General features: G+C 67.9%; 29 protein-coding genes. 15 read left to right on the top strand and 14 right to left on the bottom strand.

All coding sequences use genetic code 11. The features are described 5' to 3' along the window. Nucleotides 1-103 precede the first annotated feature (103 nt). Genes AC07UH_RS03540 through pgsA form a run of 3 tightly spaced genes read right to left on the bottom strand, consistent with a single transcriptional unit; the run spans nucleotide 104 to nucleotide 1,383 of the window. Complete coding sequence (locus tag AC07UH_RS03540; protein WP_038663492.1) at nucleotides 104-559, bottom strand: molybdenum cofactor biosynthesis protein MoaE; 456 nt, start codon at nucleotides 557-559, stop codon at nucleotides 104-106. Then, nucleotides 556-813, bottom strand: coding sequence for a molybdopterin converting factor subunit 1 (gene moaD / locus AC07UH_RS03535; protein ID WP_495179326.1), 258 nt, complete (start codon nucleotides 811-813; stop codon nucleotides 556-558). Before moaD ends, AC07UH_RS03540 begins: the two co-directional genes overlap by 4 nt. Nucleotides 814-816: 3 nt before the next feature. Next, nucleotides 817-1,383 (bottom strand): CDP-diacylglycerol--glycerol-3-phosphate 3-phosphatidyltransferase, encoded by a 567-nt coding sequence (gene pgsA, locus AC07UH_RS03530; protein WP_038663498.1) that lies wholly within the window; start codon nucleotides 1,381-1,383, stop codon nucleotides 817-819. A 353-nt stretch (nucleotides 1,384-1,736) separates the two neighbouring features. On the opposite strand from pgsA, the gene AC07UH_RS03525 reads away from it, so the two are divergent. Then, the gene (locus AC07UH_RS03525; RefSeq protein ID WP_495179327.1) at nucleotides 1,737-3,026 is read left to right on the top strand and encodes an MFS transporter; all 1,290 of its coding nucleotides are present in this window, start codon (nucleotides 1,737-1,739) and stop codon (nucleotides 3,024-3,026) included. Between the two features lie 7 nt (nucleotides 3,027-3,033). Here the strand turns inward: AC07UH_RS03525 and AC07UH_RS03520 are convergent, their stop codons facing one another. Then, nucleotides 3,034-3,201 carry a hypothetical protein gene (locus AC07UH_RS03520; protein ID WP_169742550.1) on the bottom strand — a complete coding sequence of 56 codons (168 nt, stop codon included), beginning with the start codon at nucleotides 3,199-3,201 and terminating at the stop codon, nucleotides 3,034-3,036. A gap of 99 nt (nucleotides 3,202-3,300) precedes the next feature. On the opposite strand from AC07UH_RS03520, the gene AC07UH_RS03515 reads away from it, so the two are divergent. After that, nucleotides 3,301-3,774: a GreA/GreB family elongation factor gene (locus AC07UH_RS03515; RefSeq protein ID WP_137899086.1), complete on the top strand. Its 474-nt coding sequence runs from the start codon at nucleotides 3,301-3,303 to the stop codon at nucleotides 3,772-3,774. A gap of 208 nt (nucleotides 3,775-3,982) precedes the next feature. Then, nucleotides 3,983-4,150 (top strand): hypothetical protein, encoded by a 168-nt coding sequence (locus tag AC07UH_RS03510; RefSeq protein WP_156143830.1) that lies wholly within the window; start codon nucleotides 3,983-3,985, stop codon nucleotides 4,148-4,150. Nucleotides 4,151-4,175: 25 nt separating this feature from the next. Here AC07UH_RS03510 and AC07UH_RS03505 read toward each other — a convergent pair whose 3' ends face one another. Together AC07UH_RS03505 and AC07UH_RS03500 are read right to left on the bottom strand one after the other, a co-directional pair. Then, nucleotides 4,176-5,522 carry a sensor histidine kinase gene (locus tag AC07UH_RS03505; protein WP_137899087.1) on the bottom strand — a complete coding sequence of 449 codons (1,347 nt, stop codon included), beginning with the start codon at nucleotides 5,520-5,522 and terminating at the stop codon, nucleotides 4,176-4,178. Then, a complete protein-coding gene (locus AC07UH_RS03500) occupies nucleotides 5,519-6,250 on the bottom strand; it encodes a response regulator (RefSeq protein WP_038667247.1) in 732 nt (243 codons plus the stop codon). Before AC07UH_RS03500 ends, AC07UH_RS03505 begins: the two co-directional genes overlap by 4 nt. 125 nt (nucleotides 6,251-6,375) lie before the next feature. On the opposite strand from AC07UH_RS03500, the gene AC07UH_RS03495 reads away from it, so the two are divergent. Continuing rightward, nucleotides 6,376-7,116, top strand: a complete 741-nt coding sequence (locus tag AC07UH_RS03495) for an EF-hand domain-containing protein (RefSeq protein ID WP_495179328.1) — start codon at nucleotides 6,376-6,378, stop codon at nucleotides 7,114-7,116. Between the two features lie 195 nt (nucleotides 7,117-7,311). On the opposite strand, the gene AC07UH_RS03490 is transcribed toward AC07UH_RS03495, so the two are convergent. Beyond that, on the bottom strand, nucleotides 7,312-8,640 hold the full coding sequence (locus AC07UH_RS03490) for an MFS transporter (protein ID WP_495179329.1): 1,329 nt from the start codon (nucleotides 8,638-8,640) through the stop codon (nucleotides 7,312-7,314). A 216-nt stretch (nucleotides 8,641-8,856) separates the two neighbouring features. Here AC07UH_RS03490 and cyoA point away from each other — a divergent pair, with 216 nt between their 5' ends. The 5 genes from cyoA to AC07UH_RS03465 are packed head-to-tail and all read left to right on the top strand — an operon-like array spanning nucleotide 8,857 to nucleotide 13,720. Further along, nucleotides 8,857-9,990, top strand: coding sequence for a ubiquinol oxidase subunit II (gene cyoA / locus AC07UH_RS03485; RefSeq protein ID WP_495179330.1), 1,134 nt, complete (start codon nucleotides 8,857-8,859; stop codon nucleotides 9,988-9,990). Between the two features lie 10 nt (nucleotides 9,991-10,000). Beyond that, nucleotides 10,001-12,013 carry a cytochrome o ubiquinol oxidase subunit I gene (gene cyoB / locus AC07UH_RS03480; RefSeq protein WP_137899090.1) on the top strand — a complete coding sequence of 671 codons (2,013 nt, stop codon included), beginning with the start codon at nucleotides 10,001-10,003 and terminating at the stop codon, nucleotides 12,011-12,013. 5 nt (nucleotides 12,014-12,018) lie between these two features. Beyond that, nucleotides 12,019-12,648, top strand: coding sequence for a cytochrome o ubiquinol oxidase subunit III (gene cyoC, locus AC07UH_RS03475; RefSeq protein WP_038663515.1), 630 nt, complete (start codon nucleotides 12,019-12,021; stop codon nucleotides 12,646-12,648). Next, nucleotides 12,645-13,037 (top strand): cytochrome o ubiquinol oxidase subunit IV, encoded by a 393-nt coding sequence (cyoD, locus tag AC07UH_RS03470; protein WP_495179331.1) that lies wholly within the window; start codon nucleotides 12,645-12,647, stop codon nucleotides 13,035-13,037. Before cyoC ends, cyoD begins: the two co-directional genes overlap by 4 nt. A gap of 38 nt (nucleotides 13,038-13,075) precedes the next feature. Further along, complete coding sequence (locus AC07UH_RS03465) at nucleotides 13,076-13,720, top strand: SURF1 family protein (protein WP_495179794.1); 645 nt, start codon at nucleotides 13,076-13,078, stop codon at nucleotides 13,718-13,720. A 6-nt stretch (nucleotides 13,721-13,726) separates the two neighbouring features. Here AC07UH_RS03465 and AC07UH_RS03460 read toward each other — a convergent pair whose 3' ends face one another. The 3 genes from AC07UH_RS03460 to AC07UH_RS03450 form a co-directional block, all read right to left on the bottom strand. Then, nucleotides 13,727-13,903, bottom strand: coding sequence for a DUF4169 family protein (locus tag AC07UH_RS03460; protein ID WP_495179332.1), 177 nt, complete (start codon nucleotides 13,901-13,903; stop codon nucleotides 13,727-13,729). 166 nt (nucleotides 13,904-14,069) lie between these two features. Then, nucleotides 14,070-14,615: a 3'-5' exonuclease gene (locus AC07UH_RS03455; RefSeq protein ID WP_495179333.1), complete on the bottom strand. Its 546-nt coding sequence runs from the start codon at nucleotides 14,613-14,615 to the stop codon at nucleotides 14,070-14,072. 36 nt (nucleotides 14,616-14,651) lie between these two features. Then, nucleotides 14,652-15,740 (bottom strand): GNAT family N-acetyltransferase, encoded by a 1,089-nt coding sequence (locus AC07UH_RS03450; protein ID WP_495179334.1) that lies wholly within the window; start codon nucleotides 15,738-15,740, stop codon nucleotides 14,652-14,654. 95 nt (nucleotides 15,741-15,835) lie between these two features. Here AC07UH_RS03450 and AC07UH_RS03445 point away from each other — a divergent pair, with 95 nt between their 5' ends. Together AC07UH_RS03445 and AC07UH_RS03440 are read left to right on the top strand one after the other, a co-directional pair. Beyond that, the gene (locus AC07UH_RS03445; RefSeq protein ID WP_495179335.1) at nucleotides 15,836-16,288 is read left to right on the top strand and encodes a DUF2721 domain-containing protein; all 453 of its coding nucleotides are present in this window, start codon (nucleotides 15,836-15,838) and stop codon (nucleotides 16,286-16,288) included. Then, nucleotides 16,285-16,692, top strand: a complete 408-nt coding sequence (locus AC07UH_RS03440; protein ID WP_495179336.1) for a DUF4345 domain-containing protein — start codon at nucleotides 16,285-16,287, stop codon at nucleotides 16,690-16,692. Before AC07UH_RS03445 ends, AC07UH_RS03440 begins: the two co-directional genes overlap by 4 nt. Before the next feature lie 16 nt (nucleotides 16,693-16,708). Here AC07UH_RS03440 and argB read toward each other — a convergent pair whose 3' ends face one another. Together argB and AC07UH_RS03430 are read right to left on the bottom strand one after the other, a co-directional pair. Further along, nucleotides 16,709-17,608, bottom strand: coding sequence for an acetylglutamate kinase (gene argB / locus AC07UH_RS03435; protein WP_137899096.1), 900 nt, complete (start codon nucleotides 17,606-17,608; stop codon nucleotides 16,709-16,711). A 166-nt stretch (nucleotides 17,609-17,774) separates the two neighbouring features. After that, a complete protein-coding gene (locus tag AC07UH_RS03430) occupies nucleotides 17,775-19,337 on the bottom strand; it encodes an amidase (RefSeq protein ID WP_495179795.1) in 1,563 nt (520 codons plus the stop codon). Between the two features lie 129 nt (nucleotides 19,338-19,466). Here AC07UH_RS03430 and AC07UH_RS03425 point away from each other — a divergent pair, with 129 nt between their 5' ends. Beyond that, on the top strand, nucleotides 19,467-20,705 hold the full coding sequence (locus tag AC07UH_RS03425) for an MBL fold metallo-hydrolase (protein WP_495179337.1): 1,239 nt from the start codon (nucleotides 19,467-19,469) through the stop codon (nucleotides 20,703-20,705). Nucleotides 20,706-20,851: 146 nt separating this feature from the next. Here AC07UH_RS03425 and AC07UH_RS03420 read toward each other — a convergent pair whose 3' ends face one another. Then, the gene (locus AC07UH_RS03420) at nucleotides 20,852-21,673 is read right to left on the bottom strand and encodes a ferredoxin--NADP reductase (protein WP_495179338.1); all 822 of its coding nucleotides are present in this window, start codon (nucleotides 21,671-21,673) and stop codon (nucleotides 20,852-20,854) included. A gap of 136 nt (nucleotides 21,674-21,809) precedes the next feature. Between AC07UH_RS03420 and uvrB the strand changes: the two genes are divergently transcribed. From uvrB to AC07UH_RS03405, 3 genes are read left to right on the top strand one after another with little or no spacing between them, the layout of a single operon-like run. Continuing rightward, nucleotides 21,810-24,008, top strand: a complete 2,199-nt coding sequence (gene uvrB, locus AC07UH_RS03415; protein ID WP_038663545.1) for an excinuclease ABC subunit UvrB — start codon at nucleotides 21,810-21,812, stop codon at nucleotides 24,006-24,008. A 59-nt stretch (nucleotides 24,009-24,067) separates the two neighbouring features. Next, nucleotides 24,068-24,355 (top strand): type II toxin-antitoxin system RelE/ParE family toxin, encoded by a 288-nt coding sequence (locus AC07UH_RS03410; protein ID WP_495179339.1) that lies wholly within the window; start codon nucleotides 24,068-24,070, stop codon nucleotides 24,353-24,355. Further along, the gene (locus AC07UH_RS03405) at nucleotides 24,324-24,644 is read left to right on the top strand and encodes a HigA family addiction module antitoxin (RefSeq protein WP_495179340.1); all 321 of its coding nucleotides are present in this window, start codon (nucleotides 24,324-24,326) and stop codon (nucleotides 24,642-24,644) included. The genes AC07UH_RS03410 and AC07UH_RS03405 overlap by 32 nt, the downstream gene beginning before the upstream one ends. Here AC07UH_RS03405 and AC07UH_RS03400 read toward each other — a convergent pair. Continuing rightward, nucleotides 24,641-25,021, bottom strand: a complete 381-nt coding sequence (locus tag AC07UH_RS03400; protein WP_038663553.1) for a PRC-barrel domain-containing protein — start codon at nucleotides 25,019-25,021, stop codon at nucleotides 24,641-24,643. The genes AC07UH_RS03405 and AC07UH_RS03400 overlap by 4 nt on opposite strands. Between the last annotated feature and the right edge of the window lie 77 nt (nucleotides 25,022-25,098).

The following is a 25,098-nucleotide window of genomic DNA, read 5'->3' as shown; positions in this document are numbered from 1 at the left end:
CAACCCCGTTGGTGCTGAGCTTGTCGAAGCACCTTGAGACTCACTGCCCTTCGACAGGCTCAGGGCAAACCGCAAAGATGGGACGTGAGCAAGTAGGATAGCCCTACCCCTCCCACCGCTTCGCCGCCTCCGCATCCGTCTCCCGTGCCTCGACCCAGCGCGACTCCCCCCCACGCGTCTCGCGCTTCCAGAACGGCGCATCGGTCTTGAGCCGGTCGATCAGATAGGCGCACGCCTCCAGCGCCGCGGCGCGATGCGCCGACGAGGCCGCGACGAAGACGATCCGCGTCCCCGGCGTCATCGGCCCGACGCGATGCACGATCGTCGCCCCGCCCAGCGCCCAGCGTTCCACCGCCCCGGCGGCGACCCGGAACAGCGCCGCCTCGGTGGCGCCGGGATAATGTTCCAGCTCCAGCGTTCCCACGCCCCCCGCTTCGTCCGCGTCGGCGCGCACCAGCCCGGTGAAGGTCGCGACCGCGCCGGTCCCGGCCGCCGCCTCGGCGAGCGCCATCTCCGCGGCGATATCGATCGCCTCGGGCGTGACGACGATGCGGATCATCCGCCCGTCACCGGCGGGAACAGCGCCACCTCGCGCGCGCCGAGGATCGTCGCGTCCATCGTCACGAACGCCTGATCCACCGCCGCACGCAGCCGCCCGCGATCGGCCAGCGCCTCGGCGCTGACCTCGTCGCGCGCCGCCAGCCAGTCGACCAGCGCCGCCACCGTCGTCACCGCGGCGGGCGCCTCGACCACTTCCTGCGACCGGCCCATGCGCTCGCGCACCCAGGCGAAATAGAGCATCTCGAGTCGCATCGCTCAGTCCATATGCTTCAGGCCGACGCGCAGATAATCCCAGCCCGTCACCAGCGTCAGCGCCGCCGCCGCCCACAGGCAGCCGAGCCCGGTCACCTTGATCCACGCCTGCGCCGGCAGCGCCCCGGCGAGGATCAGCGCGCCGAACGCGACGAGCTGCAGCGTCGTCTTCCATTTGGCGAGCTTCGACACCGGCAGCGACACCTGCAGGCCGGCGAGGAATTCGCGCAGCCCCGACACCGCGATCTCGCGCAGCAGGATGATCAGTGCGGCGATCAGGTGGACGCCGGTGATCAGCGCGCTGTCGTCGTGCCGCGTGCCGACGAGCATCAGGATCACCGCGGCGACCATGATCTTGTCGGCGATCGGATCGAGGAACACGCCGAGCTTCGACACCGCCCCCTGCGCGCGGGCGAGATAGCCGTCGAAATAGTCGGTGATCCCCATCAGGCAGTAGAGCGCGAAGGCGATCCCGAACCCCGCCTCCCACCGCGGCCACCACAAGAAGGCGACAAGCAACGGCACCGCGACGATCCGCGACAGCGTCAGGAGGTTGGGCAAGGTCAGCATCGCCGTCTTCCTACTCCGCCGGGGGAGCGGGCGGAACCCCAAGCTTCCTCTCCCTGCAAGCGAGGCGAGGCTATCGCATTGGCGCGGCGGTGTGACCCGGTCGTGTCCCACCCCCACGCCGTCACCCCGACCCTGCGCCGGGGTCCCGCTTCTTCGGACGGTGCGGAAAAGCGGGATGCCGGATCAAGTCCGGCATGACGGAAAATACAGGTGCCGTTGCTACACCCCGACCGGTCACATGTAGCGGCGCCGGCGAGGGAGGGGCGATGCCGCCCGCACCTTCCCCGTTGGCGCGCCCTGCGCAAACGGCTATGCCGGTCACAATACCGCCACGATCAAAGGCCGTTACTCGCATGCTGAATGCCATGGGGTTGCTGAAGCAGCGCCGCTTCCTGCCCCTCTTCACCACCCAGTTCCTCGGCGCCTTCAACGACAATCTGTTCAAGACGTCGATGGTGCTGTTCGCGACCTATGCGATCTTCAACGATCCGCACATGGAGACGAACTTCAACGCGCTGGCGACGGGTATCGCGATCCTGCCCTTCTTCCTGTTCTCGGCGCTCGCCGGACAATTGGCGGACAGCCACGACAAGGCGCGGATCATCCGCATCGTCAAGACCGCCGAGATCGGCATCATGCTGCTCGGCGCCGCCGGGCTGATGGTCGCGCGCGCCGGCCTGCCGACGCTCGGCGTTGCGCTGATGCTCGGCGCGGTGCTGTTCCTCGGCGTCCATTCGACCTTCTTCGGGCCGATCAAATACGCGATCCTGCCGCAGCATCTCAAAGCGCACGACGTGCTCGGCGGCACCGGGCTCGTCGAGGCGGGGACCTATCTCGCGATCCTGCTCGGCACGATCGTCGCCGGCTACGTCCCGATCGAGGGCGCGGCGATCCTCGTCCTCGTCGTTGCGGCGATCGGCTGGTTCGCCGCGCGCCAGATTCCGCCGGCGCCGCGCGAGGGGCCGCGGCTCAAGCTCAACTACAATCCGTTCACCGCCTCGTGGCGGCTGATCCGCACGACGATGCATATCCCGCGGCTGTTCCTCGCGATCTGCGCGATCAGCTTCTTCTGGACGATCGGCGCGGTGCTCATCATCATCTTCCCGCCGCTGGTGAAGAACGTGCTCACCGCCGACAAGATGGTGGCGAGCGGCGCGATCGCGGTCTTCTCGGTCGGCGTCGCGATCGGCTCGGTGGTCATCAATACGATGCTGAAGGGGCGGATCAGCGCGCGCTACTCGCCGCTGTCGGTGATCGCGATGGGCGGCTTCGTCGTCGTCTTCTCGGTCCTGTGCCGCACCTGGATCCCGGCGGCGCCGGGCCAATATTACGACTGGACGCAATTCGTCGCCCAGCCGCGCGCCATCCCGATCATGCTGAGCCTGCTGGCGATCGCCACCACCGGCGGCATGTTCGTCGTGCCGCTATACGCCTTCCTCACCACCACGGTGGAAAAGGACCAGACCGCGCGTACCGTCGCGGCGAACAACGTCGTCAATTCTGGCGCGATGACCTTGGGGTCGATCGCCGCGATCGGCATCAACATCGCCGGCGTCCAGCCGGTCGACATGCTGTTCCTCGTCGCCGCGATGTGCCTGATCTCGGCCTGGATCGCGCAGCGGCTGCATCGCGCCTGCGACTGAGTCGGCGCTAGAACAGGAACGTATAGAAGCAGGTGAAGAAGGCGGCGAAGCTGAGCAGGAACAGCTTCCAGTCCGCGTCGTCGCTTTTCCTCACGTCGGGCAGCACCGGCGGCGGCAGCGTCCGCCGGAACGGGTGACGGGCCGATTCATTGGTGAGGACGAGGCGTCTGGTCATGATGAGGATGTTAACGCCTCGTTTACGATATCGACCAGCGCGAAAGGTGGTTAAACCTGACCTGTCCACGGATGGGACGTTAACGATGAGGACCGCGTCATGAGTGTCGCCTTCCGCCGCGAGAGCGACGAGGAGCATCTGGAGCCCAAGTTCGAGCTGCCCATCCCGAGTGCACCCAATCTCGTCACCGCCGCGGGCAAGCGGCTGATCGAGGAGCGGATCGCCACGCTGGAGGCGGCGATCGCCGCCGCCGATGCGCCGGCGGTCGACGCGCTGCGCCGGGATCTGCGCTATTGGCAGACGCGCCGCACCACCGCGGTGCCCACCGCCGCGCCGGCGGACGGCAGCGCCGGCTTCGGCACGCGGGTGACGATCCGCCTCGCGGGCAAGACCCGGACGATCGCGATCGTCGGCGACGACGAGGCCGACCCGCCTGCCGACCGGCTCGCTTATGGCGCCCCGCTGGCGCATGCGCTGATCGGCGCCGAGCCCGACGACGTGCTCGCCTTCAACGGTCGCGACGCGGCGATCGAGGTGCTCGCGGTGGAACCGATCGATCCGCGGGAGGACTAGCCGGGCTACGGGACCGGGGGGATCCCGTAGCGCGACCGTCGGGCACCGGGGAGCGCCCGGACGTCGATGGGTCGAGTGTGGGAGAGAACGCCACCGACGCGCGCATCGCTAGCTACGCCATATTGCCGCGATATTTCCGCTTTGGGCCGGTCGAGACATCAGCAGGCAATGCGCCGGCATGATGACACCCGGCGAAGGAGCCCAGCCCATGCCGGCATCGCCGATGATCGCCACCTGCCTTGCGACCCGCCACCGGCCCGGCCGCAAACAGAGCGAAATCGGCGGCGTCCGTCGCGCGCGCTGCGTCTGCTGCGGCATGCAGTTGATGCGCACCGCGATCAGCCGCCGCTGGATCATCGCCGACCAATTGGGCTGACGGCGCGGGCGGAAGAGACCTGCCCCTACACCGGCAACGTCACCCGCGCGATCGCGCCGCCGTCGGGATGGTTGGCGATCGTCGCGTCGCCGCCGTGCGCGCGCGCGACGCCGCGCACGCTGCTCAGCCCCAGCCCGATCCCGCCGGTATCGCGGTTGCGCGACCGCTCGCCGCGGAAGAAGGGCTCGAACAGGCGATGCAGATCCTCGGGCGCGATGCCGGGACCATGATCGCGCACCTCGATCAGCGCATGGCCGTCGATCCGGCCCAGCATCACCTCGGCATCGCCGCCATATTTGAGCGCATTGCCGACGAGGTTGGCGATCAGCGACTTCAGCCCCGCCGCATCGCCCTCGATCACCAGCGGCTCGCCGTCGTGGAGCGTCACCGGCTCGCCGCGATCCTCCAGTTCGTCGGTGACGCTCTCGACCAGCGAGCGCAGGTCGAGCCGGCGCCGCTCGCCGATCTGGTTGCCGTCGCGGAAGAAGCCGAGCGCCGCCTGGATCATCGCCTGCATGTCGCGGATGTCCGCCTCGCTGGCGCTGCGCAGCGGCTCGGGCGCGCGTTCCAGCCGCAGGCCGAGACGCATCAGCGGCGTGCGCAGGTCGTGCGCGATCGCCGCGATCATCATCGTGCGATCCTCGACATAGCGGTTGAGCCGCGCCTGCATGCGGTTGAACGCCGCCGCCGCGTCGGCGATCTCCGCCGGCCCGCCGAGCGGCAACGGCGCCGCGCGCGGATCGCGGCCGAGCCGCTCCGCCGCCGCGCCGAAGGCGGCGATCGGCTTGGTCAGCCGCCGCGCCAGCAGCCAGGCGAAGGGCGCGATCGCGACCAGCGCCGCCAGCAGCCACAGGAACGCCCGCCACCGCCAGCTCTCGAAGCCGGTGCGTGCCGCCCGCGCGATCCGCCAGCTGCCGTCGGGCTGATGCACCGAGACGGTGAAGCGCCCGAACAGGATCTGGTTGCGCGCATCGGGCGAGCGCGCCCGTTCGGGATAGCCCTCGCGCCGTGGCATCGGCCCGAAGACGATCGGCGGCGGCCCGCCGAAATGGACGTGGACGAGGTCGAGCGGCAGTTCGAGCTGCGCCGCCATCAGCCGCCGGATCCGCGCACCGCGCGCGTCGTAGGGCGCGGGGTTGCTCGCCTCGCGCGTCACCAGCACCTCGCCGGTCGCGTCGCGGCCGGTGCGCAGCGCGGTGGCGACCTGCGGCACCGAGAAGATGCGCGGCGTCGGCGGGGTGATGAACACGACCAGCGCGACGTTGAGCGCCTGCACCGTCGCGACGCTCAGCAGCATCACGAGGAAGACGCGCCAGAACAGCGACTTGGCGACCCAGCCGATCCCCAGTCGGGACGCCGGCCGCCAGCTCATGTCCGCGCCACCGCCGGCACGAACAGATAGCCTTCGTTGCGGATGGTACGGATGATGTCGTCGCCGCCGCTGCGCAGCTTGCGCCGCAGCCGGCTGATCTGCACGTCGATCGCGCGATCGAACGCTTCGCTGTTGGGACCGCGCGCCGCCTCGAGCAGCAATTCGCGCGACAGCACCCGCCGCGGCCGCTCGGCGAAGACCCGCAGCAGCGCGAACTCGCCGTCGGTCAGGCCGACCAGCACGCCCTGCGTGTCGAACAATTCATGCGCCATCAGGTCCATCGTCCAGCCGTCGAAGCTCAGCCGCGACCGGTCGGCGGGCTCGGCCTGCTGCCGGCTGCGCAGCGCGGCGCGGACGGTGGCGATCACCTCGCGCGCGCTGCACGGCTTGGTGAGATAATGGCTCGCACCGATCTCCAGCCCGACGATGCGGTCGCGTTCCTCGCCCAGAGCGCTCAGCATGATGACCGCCGGCCCCCCGTCGCGGGTGATGCGGCGGCAGGCGGAGATGCCGTCCTCGCCCGGCATCATCACGTCGAGCAGCACCGCGTCGATCCGGTCGCGCTCCAGCACCGCGTCCATCTCGCGGGTGTTGGCGGCAGCCTGCACGCGATAGCCGCGCGCGCCGAGGCTCTGAGTCAGCAGGGTACGGATCTCGCGATCGTCGTCGACCACCAGGATCGCCGCCGGTTCGTCCCCCGATGCCCCTGCATTATGCTGTTGGCTCATCATCGCCCTCTCTTGGCGCCGAATTGTTTCCGCCGGATAACCGCATGATATCGGGTTGCGCCGGTCGTGGACATCCAACTGCAACATTGGGCTGGTTCACAGTGTCGTTCACCCGGGGACCCGCCATGAATCGCACCATCGTCATCGCCCTGCTCGCCTGCACCGCCGTGCCGGTCGCCGCCCAACAGCCGCCCGCCCACGGCAACCGCCGCACCTTCATCAGTCCGATGGGCCAGCCGTTCCACGGCGACGATGCCGCACCCGATCCCGAACGCGCGTGGTTCGACGCGGCCGACGCCAACAAGGACGGCGCGATCACCCGCGTCGAGTTCCAGGCCGACGCCAGTCGCTTCTTCGCGACGCTCGACCGCAAGCACGACGGCGAGATCGACCCCGACGACATCGATTATTACGAAAGCACGATCGCGCCGGAGGTGCGTTCGGGCAGCGGCGGGCCGGGGGTGATCGCGAGCAGTTCCGATTCGGACGGCGGCGGCAAGGCGCCTGCCTATGACGCCGGCAAGCTCGGCGCGGCGCGCTTCAGCTATTTCCAGCTCCCCGAGCCGGTCACCGCCGCGGACCGCAACTTCAACCGCGGCGTCGACGCCCGCGAATTCGCCGACGCCGCCGACAAGCGCTTCGCCTCGCTCGACAAGAACCACGACGGCAAATTGAGCTGGGACGAACTGCCCCACGTCACCGGCCGCGCCGCGGCGATGAGCCGCGGCGGCGGGCGTGGCGGCGGTGGTGGCGGCCATCACGGCGGCGGCGGCCGCCGCGGTGGCGGCATGGGCGGCGCCGGCGGTGGCTTCGGCGGCGCAGGCACCGGCCCCGGCGGCGACATGACCGGCCTCGGCCGGGACTAATTCCTCCCTCGCTTTAGCGGGGGAGGGGGACCAGCGAAGCTGGTGGAGGGGGCGTTTCCGCATACGGAGGGCTCCCCGTATCCTCCCCCTCTGTCAGGCCTTTGGCCTGCCACCTCCCCCTGGCGGGGGAGGAATTGAGGTAGCGGGCCCCTACGCCGCTGGAGAAAGGCGCCGGAGGTCACCCCCGCCGGCGGATCAATCCAGCCGCCGCGCCAGCTCCTTGTTGAGCCCCAGCGCCACCAGCGTCGCGAACGCGCCCGACAGCAGGTACCCGCCCGCCGCCAGCAGCCCGAACTGGCTCGCCAGCACCAGCGCGGCGAGCGGCGCGAAGCCCGCGCCGAACAGCCACGCGAGGTCCGACGTCAGCGCCGCACCGGTATAGCGCGCCCGCTTGGGGAAATTGTTGGTCACCGCGCCCGACGACTGGCCGAACGACAGGCCGAGCAGCACGAAGCCGCCGATCATGAACGCCAGCTCGCCCGCATCGCCCCCGGCGAGCAGCTGCGGCGCGAAGCCGCTGAACACCGCGATCGCCGCCGCGGTATAGCCGAGCACCGAACGCCGCCCGATCCGGTCGGCGAGCAGGCCCGAAATCACCACCGCGCCGAGCCCGAAGAAGGCGCCGATGATCTCGATCCCCAGGAAGCGCGCGATATCCTCGTTGGTGTAGAGCGCGATCCACGACAGCGGGAACACCGTCACCATATGGAACAGCGCGAAACTGGCGAGCGGCGCGAAGGCGCCGATGACGATGTTGCGCCACTGCGCCTTGACCGTCGCGGTGACGCGCGACGGGGTCAGCTCGCGCGTCTCGAACAGCCGGCTGTATTCCGGCGTCACGACGATGCGCAGCCGCGCGAACAGCGCCACCACGTTGAGCGCGAAGGCGACGAAGAACGGATAGCGCCAGCCCCACGACAGGAAGTCGACGCCCTCCATGTTGGCGAGCAGGAAGGCGAACAAGGCGCTCGCCACGATCAGCCCGAGCGGCGCGCCGAGCTGCGGCACCATCGCATACCAGCCGCGCTTCTCCGGCGGCGCGTTGAGCGCGAGCAGCGAGGCGAGACCGTCCCAGGCACCGCCAAGCGCGAGACCCTGGCCGATGCGGAAGGCGGCGAGCAGGATCGCCGACCACACGCCGACCTCGGCATAGCCGGGCAGGAAGGCGAGCGACACGGTCGAGGTGCCGAGCAGGAACAGCGCGATCGTCAGCTTGGTGCCGCGGCCGTGTTCGCGATCGACCCACATGAAGATCTGCGTGCCGATCGGGCGGGCGATGAACGCCAGCGGGAACAGCGCGAACGAATAGAGCGTGCCGGTCAGCCGGTCGACGTACGGGAAGACCAGCGCCGGAAAGACGATGACCGAGGCGATCGCATAGCAGAAGAAGTCGAAGAATTCCGACGTGCGCCCGATGATGACGCCGATCGCGATCTCGCCCGGGTGGACCTCATGGTCCCCCTGCGTGTTGACGGCACGTGCATCGCGTTCGAGCGATCCGGAATGGGCGGAAGCCACTGACATGTATCGCAGTCCTGTCGTCTCGCAGCCCGGGGGCCGTCGGTCATCAACGCGCCGCACCCGGTTTCGGACGCAGCGCCAACATGACCCCTTACCGCAGCCGGCGGCGCACGGGGATAGGACAAAATGTCCTATTTTGCGGTGCAGCACACAGGCGTACCGGACCTGACGATGCGAACCTTCCCGTTCTCCCCCCTCCCGCCCCGTCGTGCACGCGCCATGCGCACTGCCGTCGCACTCCTTGCGCCTGCCCTGCTGGGCGGGTGCGACTGGGTGGTGATGAACCCGTCCGGCGATGTCGCGCGGCAGCAGGCCAATCTGATCCTGTGGTCGACCGGCCTGATGCTGCTGATCATCGTGCCGGTGATCGCGCTGACCATCCTGTTCGCGTGGAAATACCGCCATACGAACGAAGAGGCGGATTACGAGCCGCATTGGGACCATTCGACCGGGCTGGAGCTGATCATCTGGTCGGCGCCGCTGATGATCGTCATCGCGCTCGGCGCGCTGACCTGGATCAGCACCCACGCGCTCGATCCCTATCGCCCGCTGGCGCGACTTGAGCCTGGCAAGGTGCTGGCCAAGACCGACAAGCCGCTGGAGATCCAGGTGGTGTCGCTCGACTGGAAGTGGCTGTTCATCTACCCCGAACAGGGCGTGGCGACGGTCAACGAGCTGGTCCTGCCGATGAACCGCCAGGTCCGCTTCCGCATCACCTCGTCGTCGGTGATGAACACCTTCTACGTCCCCGCGATGGCCGGCATGATCTATTCGATGCCGGGCATGGAGACGCGGCTGCACGCCGTGCTCAACAAGCCGGGCCGGTTCGAGGGCCTGTCCGCCAACTATAGCGGTGCCGGCTTCTCCGACATGCACTTCACCGTCGACAGCGTCGACGACGCCGGCTTCGCCAAATGGGCCTCGGAGGCGCGCAGCGCGCCGGCGAAGCTCGACATGGCGACCTATGTCCAGCTCGAAAAGCCGAGCGAGAAGGTGCCGGCGATCCGCTACGCCGCCTTCCAGCCGCAATTGTTCGACCGCATCCTCGGCATGTGCACCAAGCCGGGCGAGACCTGCATGCAGGCGACGATGATGAAGGACGGCGCCAGGGACCCGCATCGCGACAGCGGGCACGGCAGCCCGGTCAACGACAGCGGCCATATGCGTGGCAGCGAATCGAAGGGCGCCTTGCAGAAGGAGCCCGAGGAGAAGGGCAGCAGCCCGCACCGTAACGCCCCCCGTCCCGCCCCGCCCGGCAGCAACAAACCCGGCAACGAAGACAATCGCTCGATGACCTCCGCCGCCCCGCTGCCCGCCATGCTGACCGGCCTCACCGCCGCCGCCCGTTCGTAGGACCGACCTGATGTCCGATGCCTTGCTCAAGACGATTTTCGGGCGCCTGACGCTCGAGAGTTTCCCGATCCACGAACCGATCCTGATCGGCACCTTCGCGGTCGTCGCGATGGGTGGCGCCGCGCTGATCGCCGCACTGACCTATTTCAAGGTCTGGGGCTATCTGTGGAAGGAATGGTTCACCTCGGTCGACCACAAGAAGATCGGGATCATGTACATGATCCTCGGTATCGTCATGCTGCTGCGTGGCTTCTCCGACGCGATCATGATGCGCGCGCAGCAGGCGATGGCGTTCGGCCCCAACGAGGGCTTCCTGCCCGCGCACCATTACGACCAGGTGTTCACCGCGCACGGCGTCATCATGATCTTCTTCGTGGCGATGCCCTTCGTCACCGGGTTGATGAACTATGTCGTCCCGCTCCAGATCGGCGCGCGTGACGTCTCCTTCCCGTTCCTCAACAATTTCAGCTTCTGGATGACCGCCGCGGGTGCCGCGATCGTCATGGCCAGCCTGTTCGTCGGCGAGTTCGCCCGCACCGGCTGGCTGGCGATGGCGCCGCTGTCGGGGCTCGATTACTCGCCTGATGTCGGTGTCGACTATTACATCTGGTCGCTGCAGATCGCCGGCGTCGGGACCTTGCTGTCGGGCGTCAACCTGCTCGCGACGATCGTCAAGATGCGCGCGCCGGGCATGAGCCTGATGAAGATGCCGATCTTCACCTGGTCGGCGCTCGCCACCAACGTGCTGATCGTCGCCGCTTTCCCGGTCCTGACCGCGGTGCTCGCGATGCTCAGCCTCGATCGCTACGTCGGCACGCATTTCTTCACCAACACCATGGGCGGCAATCCCATGATGTACGTCAACATGATCTGGATCTGGGGCCACCCGGAGGTCTACATCCTGATCCTGCCGGCGTTCGGCGTGTTCAGCGAGGTCACCTCGACCTTCTGCGGCAAGCGGCTCTTCGGCTATACCTCGATGGTCTACGCGCTGCTGGTCATCACCATCCTCGCCTATCTCGTCTGGCTGCACCACTTCTTCACCATGGGGTCGGGCGCGAGCGTCAATTCGTTCTTCGGCATCACCACGATGATCATCTCGATCCCGACCGGGGCCAAGATCTTCAACTGGCTGTTCACGATGTACAAGGGCCGGATCCGCTTCGAACTGCCGATGATGTGGACGATCGCGTTCATGATCACCTTCGTCATCGGCGGCATGACCGGCGTATTGCTTGCAGTACCGCCCGCCGATTTCGTGCTGCACAATTCGCTGTTCCTGATCGCGCACTTCCACAACGTGATCATCGGCGGCGTGCTGTTCGGTATGTTCGCCGGAATCAACTATTGGTTCCCGAAGGCGTTCGGCTTCAAGCTCGACAAGAAGTGGGGCACGATCAGCTTCTGGTTCTGGGTCATCGGCTTCTATGTCGCGTTCATGCCGCTCTACGTACTCGGCCTGATGGGCGTGACGCGTCGCCTGCGCCACTTCGAGGACCCGTCGCTGCAGATCTGGTTCATCATCGCCGCGATCGGCGCCGCAATGATCGCGGTCGGCATCGCCGCCTTCCTGATCCAGTTCTACGTCAGCTTCCGCAACCGCGAGGCGCTGCGCGACTTCACCGGTGATCCGTGGAACGGCCGCAGCCTCGAATGGGCGACCTCGTCGCCGCCGCCGGCGTACAATTTCGCCTTCACGCCCGTCGTCCGCGATCTCGACGCTTGGTACGACATGAAGTCGAACGGCGCCGAACGGCCGATCACCGGCTTCCGCGACATCCACATGCCGCGCAACACCGGCGCCGGCATCATCCTGGCCGGCCTGTCGATGGTCGTCGGCCTGGCGATGATCTGGTACATCTGGTGGCTCGCCGCGCTGGCGTTCGTCGGATTGCTGGCGGTCGCGATCGGCCACACCTTCAACTATGACCGCGATTTCTACATCACCGCCGCCGAAGTCACCGCCGCCGAGGACGATCATACCCGGCAGCTGACCACGCACGCAGCGGTCGCGGGGGCCTGAGGACCATGAGCGAAGCAACCATTCCCCCGGGCACACAGGCCCCGGTCTTCTACGAGACCGACGAACATCATCACGACGCCGGCGGCAGCACGATGCTGGGCTTCTGGCTGTACCTGATGAGCGACTGCCTGATCTTCGCCATGCTGTTCGCGGCCTATGGCGTCTATGGCGGCAGCTATGCCGGCGGCCCGCAGCCGCACGAGATCTTCGAGCTGCCGCTGGTGGCGCTCAACACCTCGATGCTGCTGCTGTCGTCGATCACCTACGGCTTCGCCATGCTGGCGATGAACGACGGCAAGGTCCGCGCCGTGCAGGGCTGGCTGGCGATCACCGGCCTGTTCGGCCTCGCCTTCCTCTGCATCGAGCTCTACGAATTCTCGACGCTGATCCACGAAGGCGCCGGGCCGCAGCGCAGCGCCTTCCTGTCGTCCTTCTTCACGCTCGTCGGCACGCACGGGCTGCACGTCACCTTCGGCATCATCTGGCTGGTGACGCTGATGGTGCAGGTCGGCCGCAAGGGGCTGATCGCCGCCAACCAGCGTCGCCTGCAATGCCTGTCGCTGTTCTGGCACTTCCTCGACGTGATCTGGATCGGCGTCTTCACCTTCGTCTATTTGCTGGGAGTGCTGCGATGAGCGCGGACACGCATCACGGTCACGACGCGCACGATAACGCGCACGGCCACGGTCATTCGTCCGAAGGCGCGCACGGCAGCCGCAAGGATTATCTGATCGGCTTCATCCTGTCGGTGATCCTCACCGCCATTCCGTTCGGGCTGGTGATGAGCGGCGTCATCGCCGACGCGCGGATCACCGCGGGTATCGTCATGGTGTTCGCGCTGGTGCAGATCGTCGTCCACATGATCTATTTCTTGCACATGAACTCCAAGTCGGAGAATGGCTGGACGCTGATGGCGCTGATCTTCACGATCATCGTCCTGACGATCTGTCTCGCCGGCTCGCTCTGGGTCATGTATCATATGAACACGAACATGATGCCCAACATGGACGCGGGCGCGATGTGAGCAGCACCGCGTCCCGCCGGGGATGGGCGACCGGCGTCATGCTGGTCGTCATCGCGCTGCTGATCGGCCTCGGCATCTGGCAGCTCGAACGGCGGACGTGGAAGCTCTCGCTGATCGCGCATACCGAGCGCCAGCTCGCCAGCCCGCCGGTTCCGGCGCCCGAGCCGGCGGACTGGCCCGGTCTAGGCACCGGCGACGCCTATCGACCGGTCGTCGCGACCGGCCACTACCGCACCGGTGCCGACACCTATGTGCAGGCCGTGACCGAACTCGGCGGCGGCTTCTGGGTACTCACCCCCTTCGACACCGACCGTGGTTTCGCGCTGCTGATCAACCGCGGTTTCGTCCCCGGCGAGCAGCGCGGGCGCGTCGCCCCCTCCCCCGCGCCGCAGACGGTGCGCGGCCTGCTCCGCCTCACCGAGCCGGGCGGCGGCTTCCTGCGCAGCAACGACCCCGCCGCCGACCGCTGGTATTCGCGCGACGTCGCCGATATCGCCGCGGCCAAGCACCTCGGCCGGGTGGCCCCCTATTTCATCGATGCCAGCGAACCGAAGAGCGGCTGGCCGCGTGGCGGCCTCACCGTCGTTCGCTTCCACAACAGTCATCTGGTCTATGCGCTGACCTGGTTCGGGCTGGCGGCACTGGTCGCGCTGATGGCATGGCGGGTCCGCCGCCCGCGCTGACCCGCGTCAGTCGTCCAGCTTTGCGCCGTCGACGATCCGCTCCGCGCGGTCGCGCTCGGCGGCCTCGGCGGCACGCTCGGCTTTCGTGCGACCGAATTTGGCGCGATTGGCTTCGGCGGTCCGCGCCGCGGCAGCACGATCGCGCGCCTTGCGCGCCAGACGCAGGTTGATGATCTCGGCCATGGGGAGCCTCATATCAGTCCTCCCCCGCCAGGGGGAGGTGGCACGGCGAAGCCGTGACGGAGGGGGAGGTAAGGGTGGGAGCTTTGTAATGAAGCTCCCACCCTTACCTCCCCCTCCACCATTCGGCTGGCGCCGAACGGTCCCCCTCCCCCTTGCGGGGGAGGACTTACTCGGCCGCCCGCGCTTCCGCCGCGCGCTTCACCACGCACCAGCGCTCCCATTCGTCGCGCGCATCCGCCAGCGCGCGATGCGCCGGCACGTCGCGGTCGCGCACCTCGGCGAGCGTCACCACCTCCGCCACCGCACGCCCGAGCAGCTCCGCCGGCACGACGTCGCGCAGGATCGCCGTCGCCGTATCGCGCTGCGCGTCCTCGGTATCGCGCAACCGCAGCGCGTGGCGCGGCAGCTTCGCCGCACGCAGCAGCGCGCTCAGCCATTTGCCGTCCCACGACGGCGCGCTCGCGAACAGGTCGTGCCCGGTCAGCGTCTCGATCATCCGCCGCGCGACGACGTCGTGCGGCGTCCCTTCTGCCTCCAGCCGCGCGCGCGGGATGTGGTGGATCGCCTCGGCCGCCGCGTCCCAGTCGGTCCATTGCGCCGCCGGCCGGATCAGATGGCTTTCCTCGCGCCCGTCTTCGAACACCCAGGCGACCTCGATCGGATAGCTCAGCTTGGCGAGCGACGAGGCTTCGAAATCGAGGAATACGAGCATGTTCCGCCAACGCCTAAGCAGGCCGAAGGGGTGCGTCTAGCCGCCCTGCCCCGATCGCCGCCACGCGCCGCGCGCCAATCCCCCGACCAGCGCCGGCAGCCCCGGCCGCAGCAGCAGCCAGTCGCGGATCGCCGGCCCCTTGTCGGCACCGATCACCTGCTTGTAGCCGCTGTCGCCCGCACCCCAATCGACGCGGGTGACGCCGCGGCCCAACGCCTCGACCAGATTGCGGTAATAGAGCAACTTGCCCGGCGAATGTTTGGCATAAGCGGGGTCGTAGCTGTTCGCGATCGCGTATTTGAGGTCGCCCGCATCGATGTCGAACGAGAAAGCTGCGGGCGTGCCGTCGATCGTCAGCAACGCCGCGCGCAACATGCCGGCGATCACCGGATCCACCGAGGCCGCGCGCCAGAAGGCACCGTGGCCGGTGGTGGTGAACTTCGCGTCGGAGCCATCGGTGCGCGCCGCGATCCAGCTTACCGCCTCGATCTGCGCGAGTGCGTCGAACGCCGCCGGCCAGTCCGCGCCGCTGACGAAGCGCCAGTCCGTCACGCCGTGGCTGGCGAGATGCTTCTCATGGAAGCGGTTCTTGCGCAGCGTCGAGCCGCGCGGCCATCCCTCCGTCTGCAACGCCGCCATGTCGAGCAGCCAGCTGTCGGCGACGAACCGGTCGAGCACCGCCCAGCCGCCCGCCCGCGCCGCCGCGATCAGCGGTGCCGCCGCCGCATCGCCGTCATAGACCGGGCCGATCCGCAAGCCGTTGACCGCGCCCGCCAGCGTCGCCAGCGCCGCGCGCAGCGTCGCCTCGCTTGCCCCGGCGGCGAGCGGAAAGCTGCGGAACGGCCAATAGCTGCCCGGCACCGCCGCCAATCTTGCCCAGCGCGGCCCGACGCCGACGAACGGCAGCGCGCAGGTCGGCACGCCGTCCTCCTCGACCAGCAGCGTCCGCGCCCGCCCGCCATAAGCGCCCAGCGCCGCGGCGAACCAGCCGTAGCGCAGGAAACCGTGGCTCGCCGCGGCGCGCGCGGCGACGTCGTCGAGTGCCGCGGACAGCCCATCGCCGATCGTGGCGCGCGCCACCGGCGGCAGCCGCTGGAATTCGGCAAGGAGCATCGCTTCGGTCACCCCGGCGCATCTAACCGCCACGCCTTACCAATCGGTGCAGATTGCGGCGAGCCGTGCACCCTTTCGCCTCGCGTGGCGCGCCCTATGATGGGGCCATGCCAGTGTTCTTCCAGGTTTCGACGATCGCGCAGACGATCCAGCTGTCGCTCGCGCCGGTGTTCATGCTGGCGGCGATCGGCCAGATCCTCAACGTCCTCGCCGGGCGGCTCGCCCGCGTCATCGACCGCGCCCGTATCCTCGAAGAGCGCGTGCTCGGTCTGGAAACCGGCGCCGATCGTGTCCGCGACATCTGGGAATTGAAGCTGCTCGACGAGCGCATGTCGATCATCAACGCCGCGCTGTTCCTCGCGGTGTCGAGCGCGGTGATGGCCTGCGTCGTCATCGCGCTGCTGTTCATCGCCAATATCGCCAAATTCCACATCGGCACGTGGATCGCGCTCGCCTTCATCGTCGCGGTGGCGCTGCTGATCTGCTGCCTCACCGCCTTTATGTGGGAAGTGCGCGTGTCGCTGCGCGCGATCCACGTCCGCAAGGACCTGCTGCTGTGAGCCCCGCCATCGAACGGCGCCTATTGCAGGCGGTGGTGGCGCTCGCCTGTTTCGTACCGCTGTCGGTCGGCGGGCAGAGCGTGCTGCACGGTCCCGGCTTCCTCGGCCATCCGCCGGTGATCCCGACCGATCTCGACAGCCATTTCCGCTATATCTCGGGCATCTTCCTCGGCGTCGGCATCGCCTTCGCCAGCTGCGTGCCGCGGATCGAGGCGACCGGGCCGCGTTTCCGCCTGCTCGGCGCGCTCGTCGTCGCGGGCGGCCTGTCGCGCGTCGTGTCGCTGGTCGCGGTCGGCGCGCCGTCGCCCGGCCATCTGTTCGGCTTCGCGATGGAATTGGGCGCGGTGCCGCTGCTGATGCTCTGGCAGGCGGCGTTCGCGCGACGCTGGCGGGCGGCGCACTGAGCCGCCCGGTCGGGACTCAGGCGTGGACGAGCGTCCCCGCGCCTTCCGACGTGAAGATCTCGAGCAGCATCGCATGCGGCACGCGGCCGTCGAGGATCACCGCCGCGTCGACGCCGGCCTCGACCGCGGCGACGCAGGTCTCGACCTTGGGGATCATCCCGCCCGAGATCGTGCCGTCCGCCTTGAGCGCGGCGATCCGCGCCGGATCGAGATCGGTCAGCAGCGTTTTCTGCTTGTCGAGCACGCCCGCCACGTCGGTAAGCAGGAAGAAGCGCGCCGCGCCGAGCGCGCCGGCGATCGCCCCCGCCATCGTATCGGCGTTGATATTGTAGGTCTGGCCGTCTGCGCCCATCGCGATCGGCGCGATCACCGGGATGATGCCGCTCGCCGACAGCGTATCGATGATCGTCCGGTCGACCGCCACCGGCTCGCCGACGAAGCCGAGGTCGACGTGACGCTCGATCCCCTGCAACGTGTCCGGCGTCTCGCGCCCGACCTTCTTCGCGGTGACCAGATTGGCGTCCTTGCCCGAAATGCCGACCGCGCGGCCGCCGGCCTGGCCGATCCAGGCGACGATTTCCTTGTTGATCGATCCGGCGAGCACCATCTCCGCGATCCGCGCCGTCTCGGCATCGGTGACGCGCAGCCCGTCGACGAATCGCGATTCGACGCCGAGCCGCTTGAGCATCGCGCCGATCTGCGGCCCGCCGCCATGGACGACGACCGGGTTGATGCCGACCGCCTTGAGCAGCACGACATCCTCGGCAAAGTCCCGCGCCAGTTCGGGATCGCCCATCGCATGGCCGCCGTATTTGACCACGAAGGTCTTGCCCGCATAGCGCTGCAGATAGGGCAGCGCGTCGGTTAGCGTCTCGGCCTTGGCGAGCAGCGCGGCGGTGGCGATGGAGTCGGTCATGCGCGCGCCTTTAGCCGCGGATCGCCCGGCTTCAAAGCCTCTGTCGACCGCCGATGCGTGTCTCCCCCCGGACCGTTCGTGCTGAGCCTGTCGAAGCACAAGTGAGAGTCAGGCCCTTCGACAAGCTCAGGGCGAACGGATCGTATTGGTTTACCCTCCGATGATCCTACCGCCGCCCGTCCAGCCCCTCGCCGACGTCCGCCTGCGGCACATAAAGCGGCGCCACCCGCGCCTTGGCCCGCTGTTCATAGGCATAGCCCGCGCCGAGCACCGTCGCCTCGCCGCCCTTGGTGGCGATAAACGACAGTCCGACCGGCAACCCCTTGGCGAGCCCCATCGGCACGGTGAGGTTGGGATAGCCCGCGATCGCCGGCAGTTCCGACGACGACGGCCCGCCATATTGATCGCCGTACAGCGGATCGCTCAGCCACGCCTGCGCATAGGTCGGCTCGACCAGCAATGTCGCGCCCGCGCGGCGCAGCATGCCGTCGATCGCCTCGCTCGCCAGCCTGAGCGATTTCGCCCGCGCCGCCTTGTACGCCGGATCGCCCAGCCCCTTGGTCTGCGCCGCCGCCTCGAACGTCTCCTGCTGGAAGAACGGCATCTCCTCGGCGGCATGCGCGCGATTGAAGGCGATGAGCTGGTCGAGCGTGCGCGCCGTCACCGCCGGCGGGGTGGTCGCCAGATAGGCGTCGAGATCGGCCTTCAGCTCGGTCTTGAGCACGGTGAATTCGGCGTCGCCGACGCCGTCGAGCTTGGGCGGATCGACCGGCACCAGCACCGCGCCCGCCGCCTTGAGCACCGCGAGTGCGGCATCGAATGTCGCCGTCACCTCGATCGACAGTCCCTCCGGCCGCACCACGGCGACGCGCACCCCCGACAGCGCGCTCACCGACAGGCCGGCGGCATAATCGCGCGTCACCGCGCCGGCGGTCGCCGGATCGGCGGGATCGGCCGCGACCATCGCCGAGAACAGGATCGCGGCATCGCGCACGCTGCGTGCCATCGGCCCCGGCGTGTCCTGCGAATGGCTGATCGGCACGACATGCGTGCGGCTGACCAGCCCGATCGACGGCTTCAGCCCGACCAGCCCGTTGATCGAGGACGGACAGACCACCGACCCGTCGGTCTCCGTCCCCACCGCCGCCGCCGCGAAGCTCGCCGCCACCGCCGCGCCCGATCCCGACGACGAGCCGCACGCGGTCCGGTCGAGCGCATAGGGGTTGCGCACCAGCCCGCCGACCGCGCTCCACCCGCTCATCGCATGGCTGGAACGAATATTGGCCCATTCGCTGAGGTTCGTCTTGCCGAGGATCACCGCGCCCGCCGCGCGTAGCGCCGCCACCACCGGTGCGTCGCGGCGCGTGACATTGTCCCTGAGCGCCAGGCTGCCCGCGGTCGTCGCCATCGGGTCGGCGGTCTCGATATTGTCCTTGATGAGCACCGGCACGCCGTGCAGCGGCCCGCGGATGCGCCCCGCTTTGCGCTCGGCGTCGAGCGCCTTCGCCTGCGCCAGCGCGTCCGGGTTGACCGCGATCACGCTGCGCAGCGTCGGCCCCTTGCGATCCATCGCCGCGATCCGGTCGAGATAGGCGCGCGTCACCTCGACGCTCGACGCCTTGCCCGCGGTCATCAGCGCCTGCACCTGTTCGAGCGACACCTCCTCGACCCGCGGCGTTTTCGCGATCGCGGTCGAGGCCGACGCGGCGAGCAGAACGGCAAGAAACATCCGACGCATGGAACCCCCTGTGCTTTTCGAGCGATGCTAGGGCCGTAGCGGCGACGCGCAAGCGTTCCGCCGTAGGGATATCCGCCGTTCCACCTCCACCCCTCCGCCATATTGATCGGGATCAGGACGATGACAGCGCGCATAACGAGAATTGCCGCCGCGATCCTGGTGCTGCTGATCGTCGTCACCGGCCTCGCGGTGACGATCGTGCCGCGCTTCCTCGATCGGCTCTATTACGAAGGCCCGGCAACCGATCACTACGACGGCGCGCGCTTCTTCAATCCCGACAACGATCGCGACACGCAGGGCCTGCCCGGCGGCGGCAGCCGCGGCGGCTTCCTGTGGCGCCAGCTCACCGGCCGCGACGGCCGCCCGGTCTGGCCAACGCAGGTCCCGGTCGCGCCATCGAAACCCGCGGCGCGCGTCGACGGCGAGCGGATGGTGGTGACGTGGATCGGCCACGCCACCGTGCTGATCCAGACGCAGGGCCTCAACATTCTCACCGACCCGGTCTATGCCGAGCGCGCCGGGCCGCTCGGCTTCGGCCCCGCGCGCGTCGCCACACCCGGCGTGCGGTTCGGGGATTTGCCCAGGATCGACCTCGTCCTGCTCAGCCACAATCACTACGACCATCTCGACAAGGCGACGCTGCAACGCCTGTGGCGGCGCGACGCACCGGCGATCGTCACCAGCCTCGGCAACGACAGCGTCGTCGGCCAGACCGGCGCGAAGGCGCTCGGGCTCGACTGGGGCGGTAGCGCGACGCTGACCGCCGCCGGGTTGAAAGACACCAGCCGCGACATCCGCTGCGATCCCGACAGCTGGTGCCCCGGCGACCGCGCGCAGGTGTTCGTGACGCGCAACCATCATTGGGGCAGCCGCTGGTTCACCGACCGCAACCGCGCGCTCTGGTCGAGCTTCGTCGTCCGCCTGCCGAGCGGCGGCAATCTGTTCTTCGCGGGCGACACCGGCTTCGGCGACGGTTTGTGGCCAGCCGAGGCGGCGGCCTATGGCCCGATCCGCTTCGCGATGATCCCGATCGGCGCCTTCCGCTTCCAGCCGGGGCAGATGTCCTCGGGCAGCCATGTCGGCCCCGCCGAGGCGGCGCTGATCCACCAGCGCCTCGGCGCGGCGCGGTCGCTGGCGATCCACTGGGGGACGTTCCGCCTGTCCTACGAAGGCTATGACACCCCGCCCAAGATGCTCGCCGCGGCGATGCGCTGCACCGGCGGCAGCGGCTTCACCGCGGAACGGCTCGGCGTGCCGTTCGAGATCGCGCCCTATGCGAAGCCGGCAGCGGGCAAACCGATGACCCCGCCCGAGATGATGCGCTGCCTCGACACGCCGGAGGTGAAGGCGCTGCCCTGACCATAATTGTCATCCCCGCGCAGGCGGGGATCCATACACGCTGATGCCGCGGCTCTTGCCAGACGTCCGAGGTTATGGATCCCCGCCTGCGCGGGGATGACAGGTTTCCATTTTGCTCGCGTACCAAACCTAGAAGGGAACTGGCATCAATCCACGAACGCGCGCTCGATCACATACGTCCCGGCCTTGGCGTTCGAGCCTTCCTCGAACCCCAGCCCGTCGAGCATCGCCGCAGTCTCGCGGATCATCGCCATCGACCCGCACAGCATGATCCGGTCGGTCTCGGGGTCGAGGCGTTTTGCGCCCTGCACCGGATCGCCGAACAGCGCGGCGCTCTCGATCAGGTCGCCGATCCGCCCCGTGGTGCGGAACGGCTCGCGCGTCACCGTCGGGACATAGTGGAATTGCGTCGCCGCCTCGTCCGACACCAAAGGATCCTCGGCGAGCCGCGCCTGCAATTCGTCGTGATAGGCGAGATCGCTGACCTGCCGCACCGAATGGACGAGGATCACCTGATCGAACATGCTGTAGACGTCCGGATCGCGCGCGAGGCTGAGGAACGGCGCGAGACCGGTGCCGGTCGAGAAGAAGAACAGCCGCTTGCCGCCGACCAGCGCATCGGTGACGAGCGTACCGGTCGGCTTCTTGCCCATATACACTTCGTCGCCCGGCTCGATCAGCTGGAGCTTCGAGGTCAGCGGCCCGTCCTCGACCTTGATCGACAGGAATTCCAGTTCCTCGGCATAATGCGGGCTGGCGATCGAATAGGCGCGCATGATCGGCTTCGCCCCCTCGCCGTCGCCGGGCAGGCCGATCATCACGAACTCGCCCGAGCGGAAGCGGAAGCTCGCCGGCCGCTCGACCGCGAAGCTGAACAGCCGGTCGTTCCAGTGGCGCACCCACAATACCTTGACGTTCGCGAACGCCTTGGTCTCGGGCAGGGTCTTGGGGGAACGGAGATCGGTCATGCGCGACGGGCTTCGGGTTGTTTGCGAAGGGATCGCATTATGAACCCCGCGCCGCCGGGTCAACCAAAGCAAAGCTTGGCCATGCCCCTGCCGGTCATTGCCGAGCCCTAGCGGCTACCCCATATCCGTCCCCGATATGGCCATCCAGATCCGCACCAGCCTCGCCGAGCCGGAAACCGGCGAAAGCTTCGTTCCGCATCGCCCCGCACGTCCCGACAAGGTCGAGGGCGGCCGCCCGTTCAAGCTGGTCAGCGAATATAGCCCGAGCGGCGACCAGCCGACCGCGATCGCCGAGCTGACCGCGACCGCGCGCGCCGGCGAGAAGGATCAGGTGCTGCTCGGCGTCACCGGCTCGGGCAAGACCTTCACCATGGCCAAGGTGATCGAGGAATTGCAGCGCCCCGCGTTGATCCTCGCCCCCAACAAGATCCTCGCGGCGCAGCTCTACGGCGAGTTCAAGAGCTTCTTCCCCGAAAATGCCGTCGAATATTTCGTCAGTTACTACGATTACTATCAGCCCGAGGCCTATGTGCCGCGCTCGGACACCTATATCGAGAAGGAATCGTCGACCAACGAGTCGATCGACCGGATGCGCCATTCGGCGACGCGCTCGCTGCTCGAACGCGACGATTGCATCATCGTCGCCTCGGTATCGTGCCTCTACGGTATCGGCTCGGTCGAAACCTATTCGGCGATGATCTTCGACCTCAAGAAGGGCGCGACCGTCGACCAGCGCGAGATCGTCCGCAAGCTCGTCGCGCTGCAATACAAGCGCAACGACGCCGCCTTCGCGCGCGGCAATTTCCGCGTGAAGGGCGACACGCTCGAGATCTTCCCGTCGCATTACGAGGACAGCGCCTGGCGCATCTCCTTCTTCGGCGACGATATCGAGGAGATCACCGAATTCGATCCGCTCACCGGCAAGAAGGTGGCGAGCCTCAACAGCGTGCGCGTCTACGCCAACAGCCATTACGTCACGCCCGGCCCGACGCTCAAACAGGCGGGCGACGCGATCAAGCACGAACTCGCCGAACGGCTCAAGGAACTGGTCGCCGAGGGCAAGTTGCTCGAGGCGCAGCGGCTGGAGCAGCGCACCAATTTCGACCTCGAGATGATCGCCGCCACCGGTAGCTGCGCAGGCATCGAGAATTACAGCCGCTTCCTCACCGGCCGCCTGCCCGGCGAGCCGCCGCCCACCTTGTTCGAATATCTGCCGGAAAACGCCGTCCTGTTCGTCGACGAGAGCCACCAGACGGTGCCGCAGATCGGCGCGATGGCGCGCGGCGATCACCGCCGCAAGATCACGCTCGCCGAATATGGCTTCCGCCTGCCGTCGTGCATCGACAACCGGCCGCTGCGCTTCAATGAATGGGACGCGATGCGTCCGCAGACGGTCAGCGTCTCGGCGACGCCAGGCAATTGGGAGATGGAGCAGACCGGCGGCGTCTTCGCCGAACAGGTCATCCGCCCCACCGGCCTCATCGATCCGCCCGTCGAGATCAAGCCGGTCGAGGAACAGGTGCAGGACCTGATCCAGGAATGCCACAAGACCACCGCCGCCGGCTATCGCACGCTGGTGACGACGCTGACCAAGCGCATGTCCGAGGATTTGACCGAATATATGCATGAGGCGGGGATCAAGGTCCGCTACATGCATAGCGACGTCGAGACGCTGGAGCGTATCGAACTGATCCGCGACCTGCGCCTCGGCGTCTACGACGTGCTGATCGGCATCAACCTGTTGCGCGAGGGATTGGACATCCCCGAATGCGGGCTGGTCGCGATCCTCGACGCCGACAAGGAAGGCTTCCTGCGCTCCGAGACGTCGCTGATCCAGACGATCGGTCGCGCCGCGCGCAACGTCGACGGCCGCGTCATCCTCTATGCCGACCGCATCACCGGCTCGATGGAGCGGGCGATGAACGAGACCGCGCGCCGCCGCGAGAAGCAGGAGGAATATAACCGCGAACACGGCATCACGCCGACGACGATCAAGCGCAACATCGGCGACATCATCGCGCATGTGTCGCAGGGCGATCAGGTCACGATCCCGATCGACGAGGACCGGCCGCACATGGTCGGCCACAATCTGCGCGCCTATATCGAGGATCTCGAAAAGCGGATGCGCAAGGCGGCGAGCGACCTCGAATTCGAGGAAGCCGGCCGGCTGCGCGACGAGATCCGCCAGCTGGAGAACGAGGAACTCGGCCTGCCCGTCGACGAGCAGAAGGCGCCGATCATGGGCCGCTCGAACGAGGGCAAACCCGGCACCCGCAAGACGCGCTACGGCAAGGAACAGAAGATGCGGATGGGCGGCCGCCGCGGCGGGCGGTAAGCGCCGTCCGACGGCGGTAACATTGTCGGGGCAGCACTGCGGATCGGGAGGTTGGCCTCATGATCCGCAGCTTCGCCGACGCCGAGACGCAGGCGATCTTTCGCGGCAGCCGAGTCCGGCGGTTGCCGCCCGACATCCATGACCCGGCCCGGCGCAAGCTGCGGCAACTCGACGCTGCGGATCGTCTGGACGATATGCGCCAGCCGCCCGGCAACCGACTCGAACAGTTGAAAGGCCATGCGCCTCCCCGATATAGTGTCCGGATAAACGGCCAGTGGCGGCTTACCTTCCGCTGGTCCAACGGAGGCGCGGACGATGTCCGGATCGAGGACTACCATCGCGGATGAAGGCCGGCTGGACAACGTCCATCCGGGCGACATCCTGCGCGAGGATTTCCTGATTGGATCAGAGATCCCGCTCGAGGAGGTGTCCGCAGGAGCCGGGATCGATCGTGCGCTATTGGCTGCGATCGTTGCAGGCCGCCGCCCCATCGACGCCTCGATCGACGCGCGACTGACCCGGTACTTCGGCATGTCGAACGGGTTTTTCCTGCGTTTGCAGAACAGTTACGATCTTGAGGAAGTCGAGCGCAGGGAGGGCCAGGCGCTCGACCGCATCGTCCCCCGCGCCGCTTAGCCCGTCGTCAGGTTCGCCGCGCTCACCCCGTAATAGCTCGCGACGCGATCGGCATAGGCCTGGTCGAACACCGGCGCGTTGTTCGACCAGCTCGGCCCGCCCTCGAGCAGGCGGCGGTCGATCGTCACGACGTAGAGATCGCGCACCGGATCGAACTGGAGCAGCTCGAAAGGCAGCGGATAGAAGCTCTTGCCCATGCCGAGGAAGCCGCCGAGGCTGAGCACCGCATGCGTCGATCGGCCCGTGCCCTTGTGCACCATCAGCGCATAGACCGACCCGACCTGATCGCCGTCGCGGCTCTCCACCTTCAGCGTGTGGGCGACGTTCGCCTGGACGAGCAATTGCGTAGCGGTGGTAGACTGGCTGTCGGTCGACATCGGATGCTCCTGGTTGTTGACGGGTGAACCGCCCGTTGCCCGCGCCGGTTCCACGCGCACGCCGCTTGAGGCATCGC

The organism is Sphingomonas sp. GW821-FHT04B01, assembly GCF_059420425.1.
This window is presented reverse-complemented; position numbering and strand designations above follow the sequence as displayed.

Bases quoted from the DNA above. Each gene is read 5' to 3' on its own strand.
- AC07UH_RS03540 (WP_038663492.1), bottom strand. From the start codon at position 559: ATGATCCGCATCGTCGTCACGCCCGAGGCGATCGATATCGCCGCGGAG.
- moaD (WP_495179326.1), bottom strand. From the start codon at position 813: ATGCGACTCGAGATGCTCTATTTCGCCTGGGTGCGCGAGCGCATGGGC.
- pgsA (WP_038663498.1), bottom strand. From the start codon at position 1,383: ATGCTGACCTTGCCCAACCTCCTGACGCTGTCGCGGATCGTCGCGGTG.
- AC07UH_RS03525 (WP_495179327.1), top strand. From the start codon at position 1,737: ATGCTGAATGCCATGGGGTTGCTGAAGCAGCGCCGCTTCCTGCCCCTC.
- AC07UH_RS03520 (WP_169742550.1), bottom strand. From the start codon at position 3,201: ATGACCAGACGCCTCGTCCTCACCAATGAATCGGCCCGTCACCCGTTC.
- AC07UH_RS03515 (WP_137899086.1), top strand. From the start codon at position 3,301: ATGAGTGTCGCCTTCCGCCGCGAGAGCGACGAGGAGCATCTGGAGCCC.
- AC07UH_RS03510 (WP_156143830.1), top strand. From the start codon at position 3,983: ATGCCGGCATCGCCGATGATCGCCACCTGCCTTGCGACCCGCCACCGG.
- AC07UH_RS03505 (WP_137899087.1), bottom strand. From the start codon at position 5,522: ATGAGCTGGCGGCCGGCGTCCCGACTGGGGATCGGCTGGGTCGCCAAG.
- AC07UH_RS03500 (WP_038667247.1), bottom strand. From the start codon at position 6,250: ATGAGCCAACAGCATAATGCAGGGGCATCGGGGGACGAACCGGCGGCG.
- AC07UH_RS03495 (WP_495179328.1), top strand. From the start codon at position 6,376: ATGAATCGCACCATCGTCATCGCCCTGCTCGCCTGCACCGCCGTGCCG.
- AC07UH_RS03490 (WP_495179329.1), bottom strand. From the start codon at position 8,640: ATGTCAGTGGCTTCCGCCCATTCCGGATCGCTCGAACGCGATGCACGT.
- cyoA (WP_495179330.1), top strand. From the start codon at position 8,857: ATGCGCACTGCCGTCGCACTCCTTGCGCCTGCCCTGCTGGGCGGGTGC.
- cyoB (WP_137899090.1), top strand. From the start codon at position 10,001: ATGTCCGATGCCTTGCTCAAGACGATTTTCGGGCGCCTGACGCTCGAG.
- cyoC (WP_038663515.1), top strand. From the start codon at position 12,019: ATGAGCGAAGCAACCATTCCCCCGGGCACACAGGCCCCGGTCTTCTAC.
- cyoD (WP_495179331.1), top strand. From the start codon at position 12,645: ATGAGCGCGGACACGCATCACGGTCACGACGCGCACGATAACGCGCAC.
- AC07UH_RS03465 (WP_495179794.1), top strand. From the start codon at position 13,076: ATGCTGGTCGTCATCGCGCTGCTGATCGGCCTCGGCATCTGGCAGCTC.
- AC07UH_RS03460 (WP_495179332.1), bottom strand. From the start codon at position 13,903: ATGGCCGAGATCATCAACCTGCGTCTGGCGCGCAAGGCGCGCGATCGT.
- AC07UH_RS03455 (WP_495179333.1), bottom strand. From the start codon at position 14,615: ATGCTCGTATTCCTCGATTTCGAAGCCTCGTCGCTCGCCAAGCTGAGC.
- AC07UH_RS03445 (WP_495179335.1), top strand. From the start codon at position 15,836: ATGCCAGTGTTCTTCCAGGTTTCGACGATCGCGCAGACGATCCAGCTG.
- argB (WP_137899096.1), bottom strand. From the start codon at position 17,608: ATGACCGACTCCATCGCCACCGCCGCGCTGCTCGCCAAGGCCGAGACG.
- AC07UH_RS03430 (WP_495179795.1), bottom strand. From the start codon at position 19,337: ATGTTTCTTGCCGTTCTGCTCGCCGCGTCGGCCTCGACCGCGATCGCG.
- AC07UH_RS03425 (WP_495179337.1), top strand. From the start codon at position 19,467: ATGACAGCGCGCATAACGAGAATTGCCGCCGCGATCCTGGTGCTGCTG.
- AC07UH_RS03420 (WP_495179338.1), bottom strand. From the start codon at position 21,673: ATGACCGATCTCCGTTCCCCCAAGACCCTGCCCGAGACCAAGGCGTTC.
- uvrB (WP_038663545.1), top strand. From the start codon at position 21,810: ATGGCCATCCAGATCCGCACCAGCCTCGCCGAGCCGGAAACCGGCGAA.
- AC07UH_RS03410 (WP_495179339.1), top strand. From the start codon at position 24,068: ATGATCCGCAGCTTCGCCGACGCCGAGACGCAGGCGATCTTTCGCGGC.
- AC07UH_RS03405 (WP_495179340.1), top strand. From the start codon at position 24,324: ATGTCCGGATCGAGGACTACCATCGCGGATGAAGGCCGGCTGGACAAC.
- AC07UH_RS03400 (WP_038663553.1), bottom strand. From the start codon at position 25,021: ATGTCGACCGACAGCCAGTCTACCACCGCTACGCAATTGCTCGTCCAG.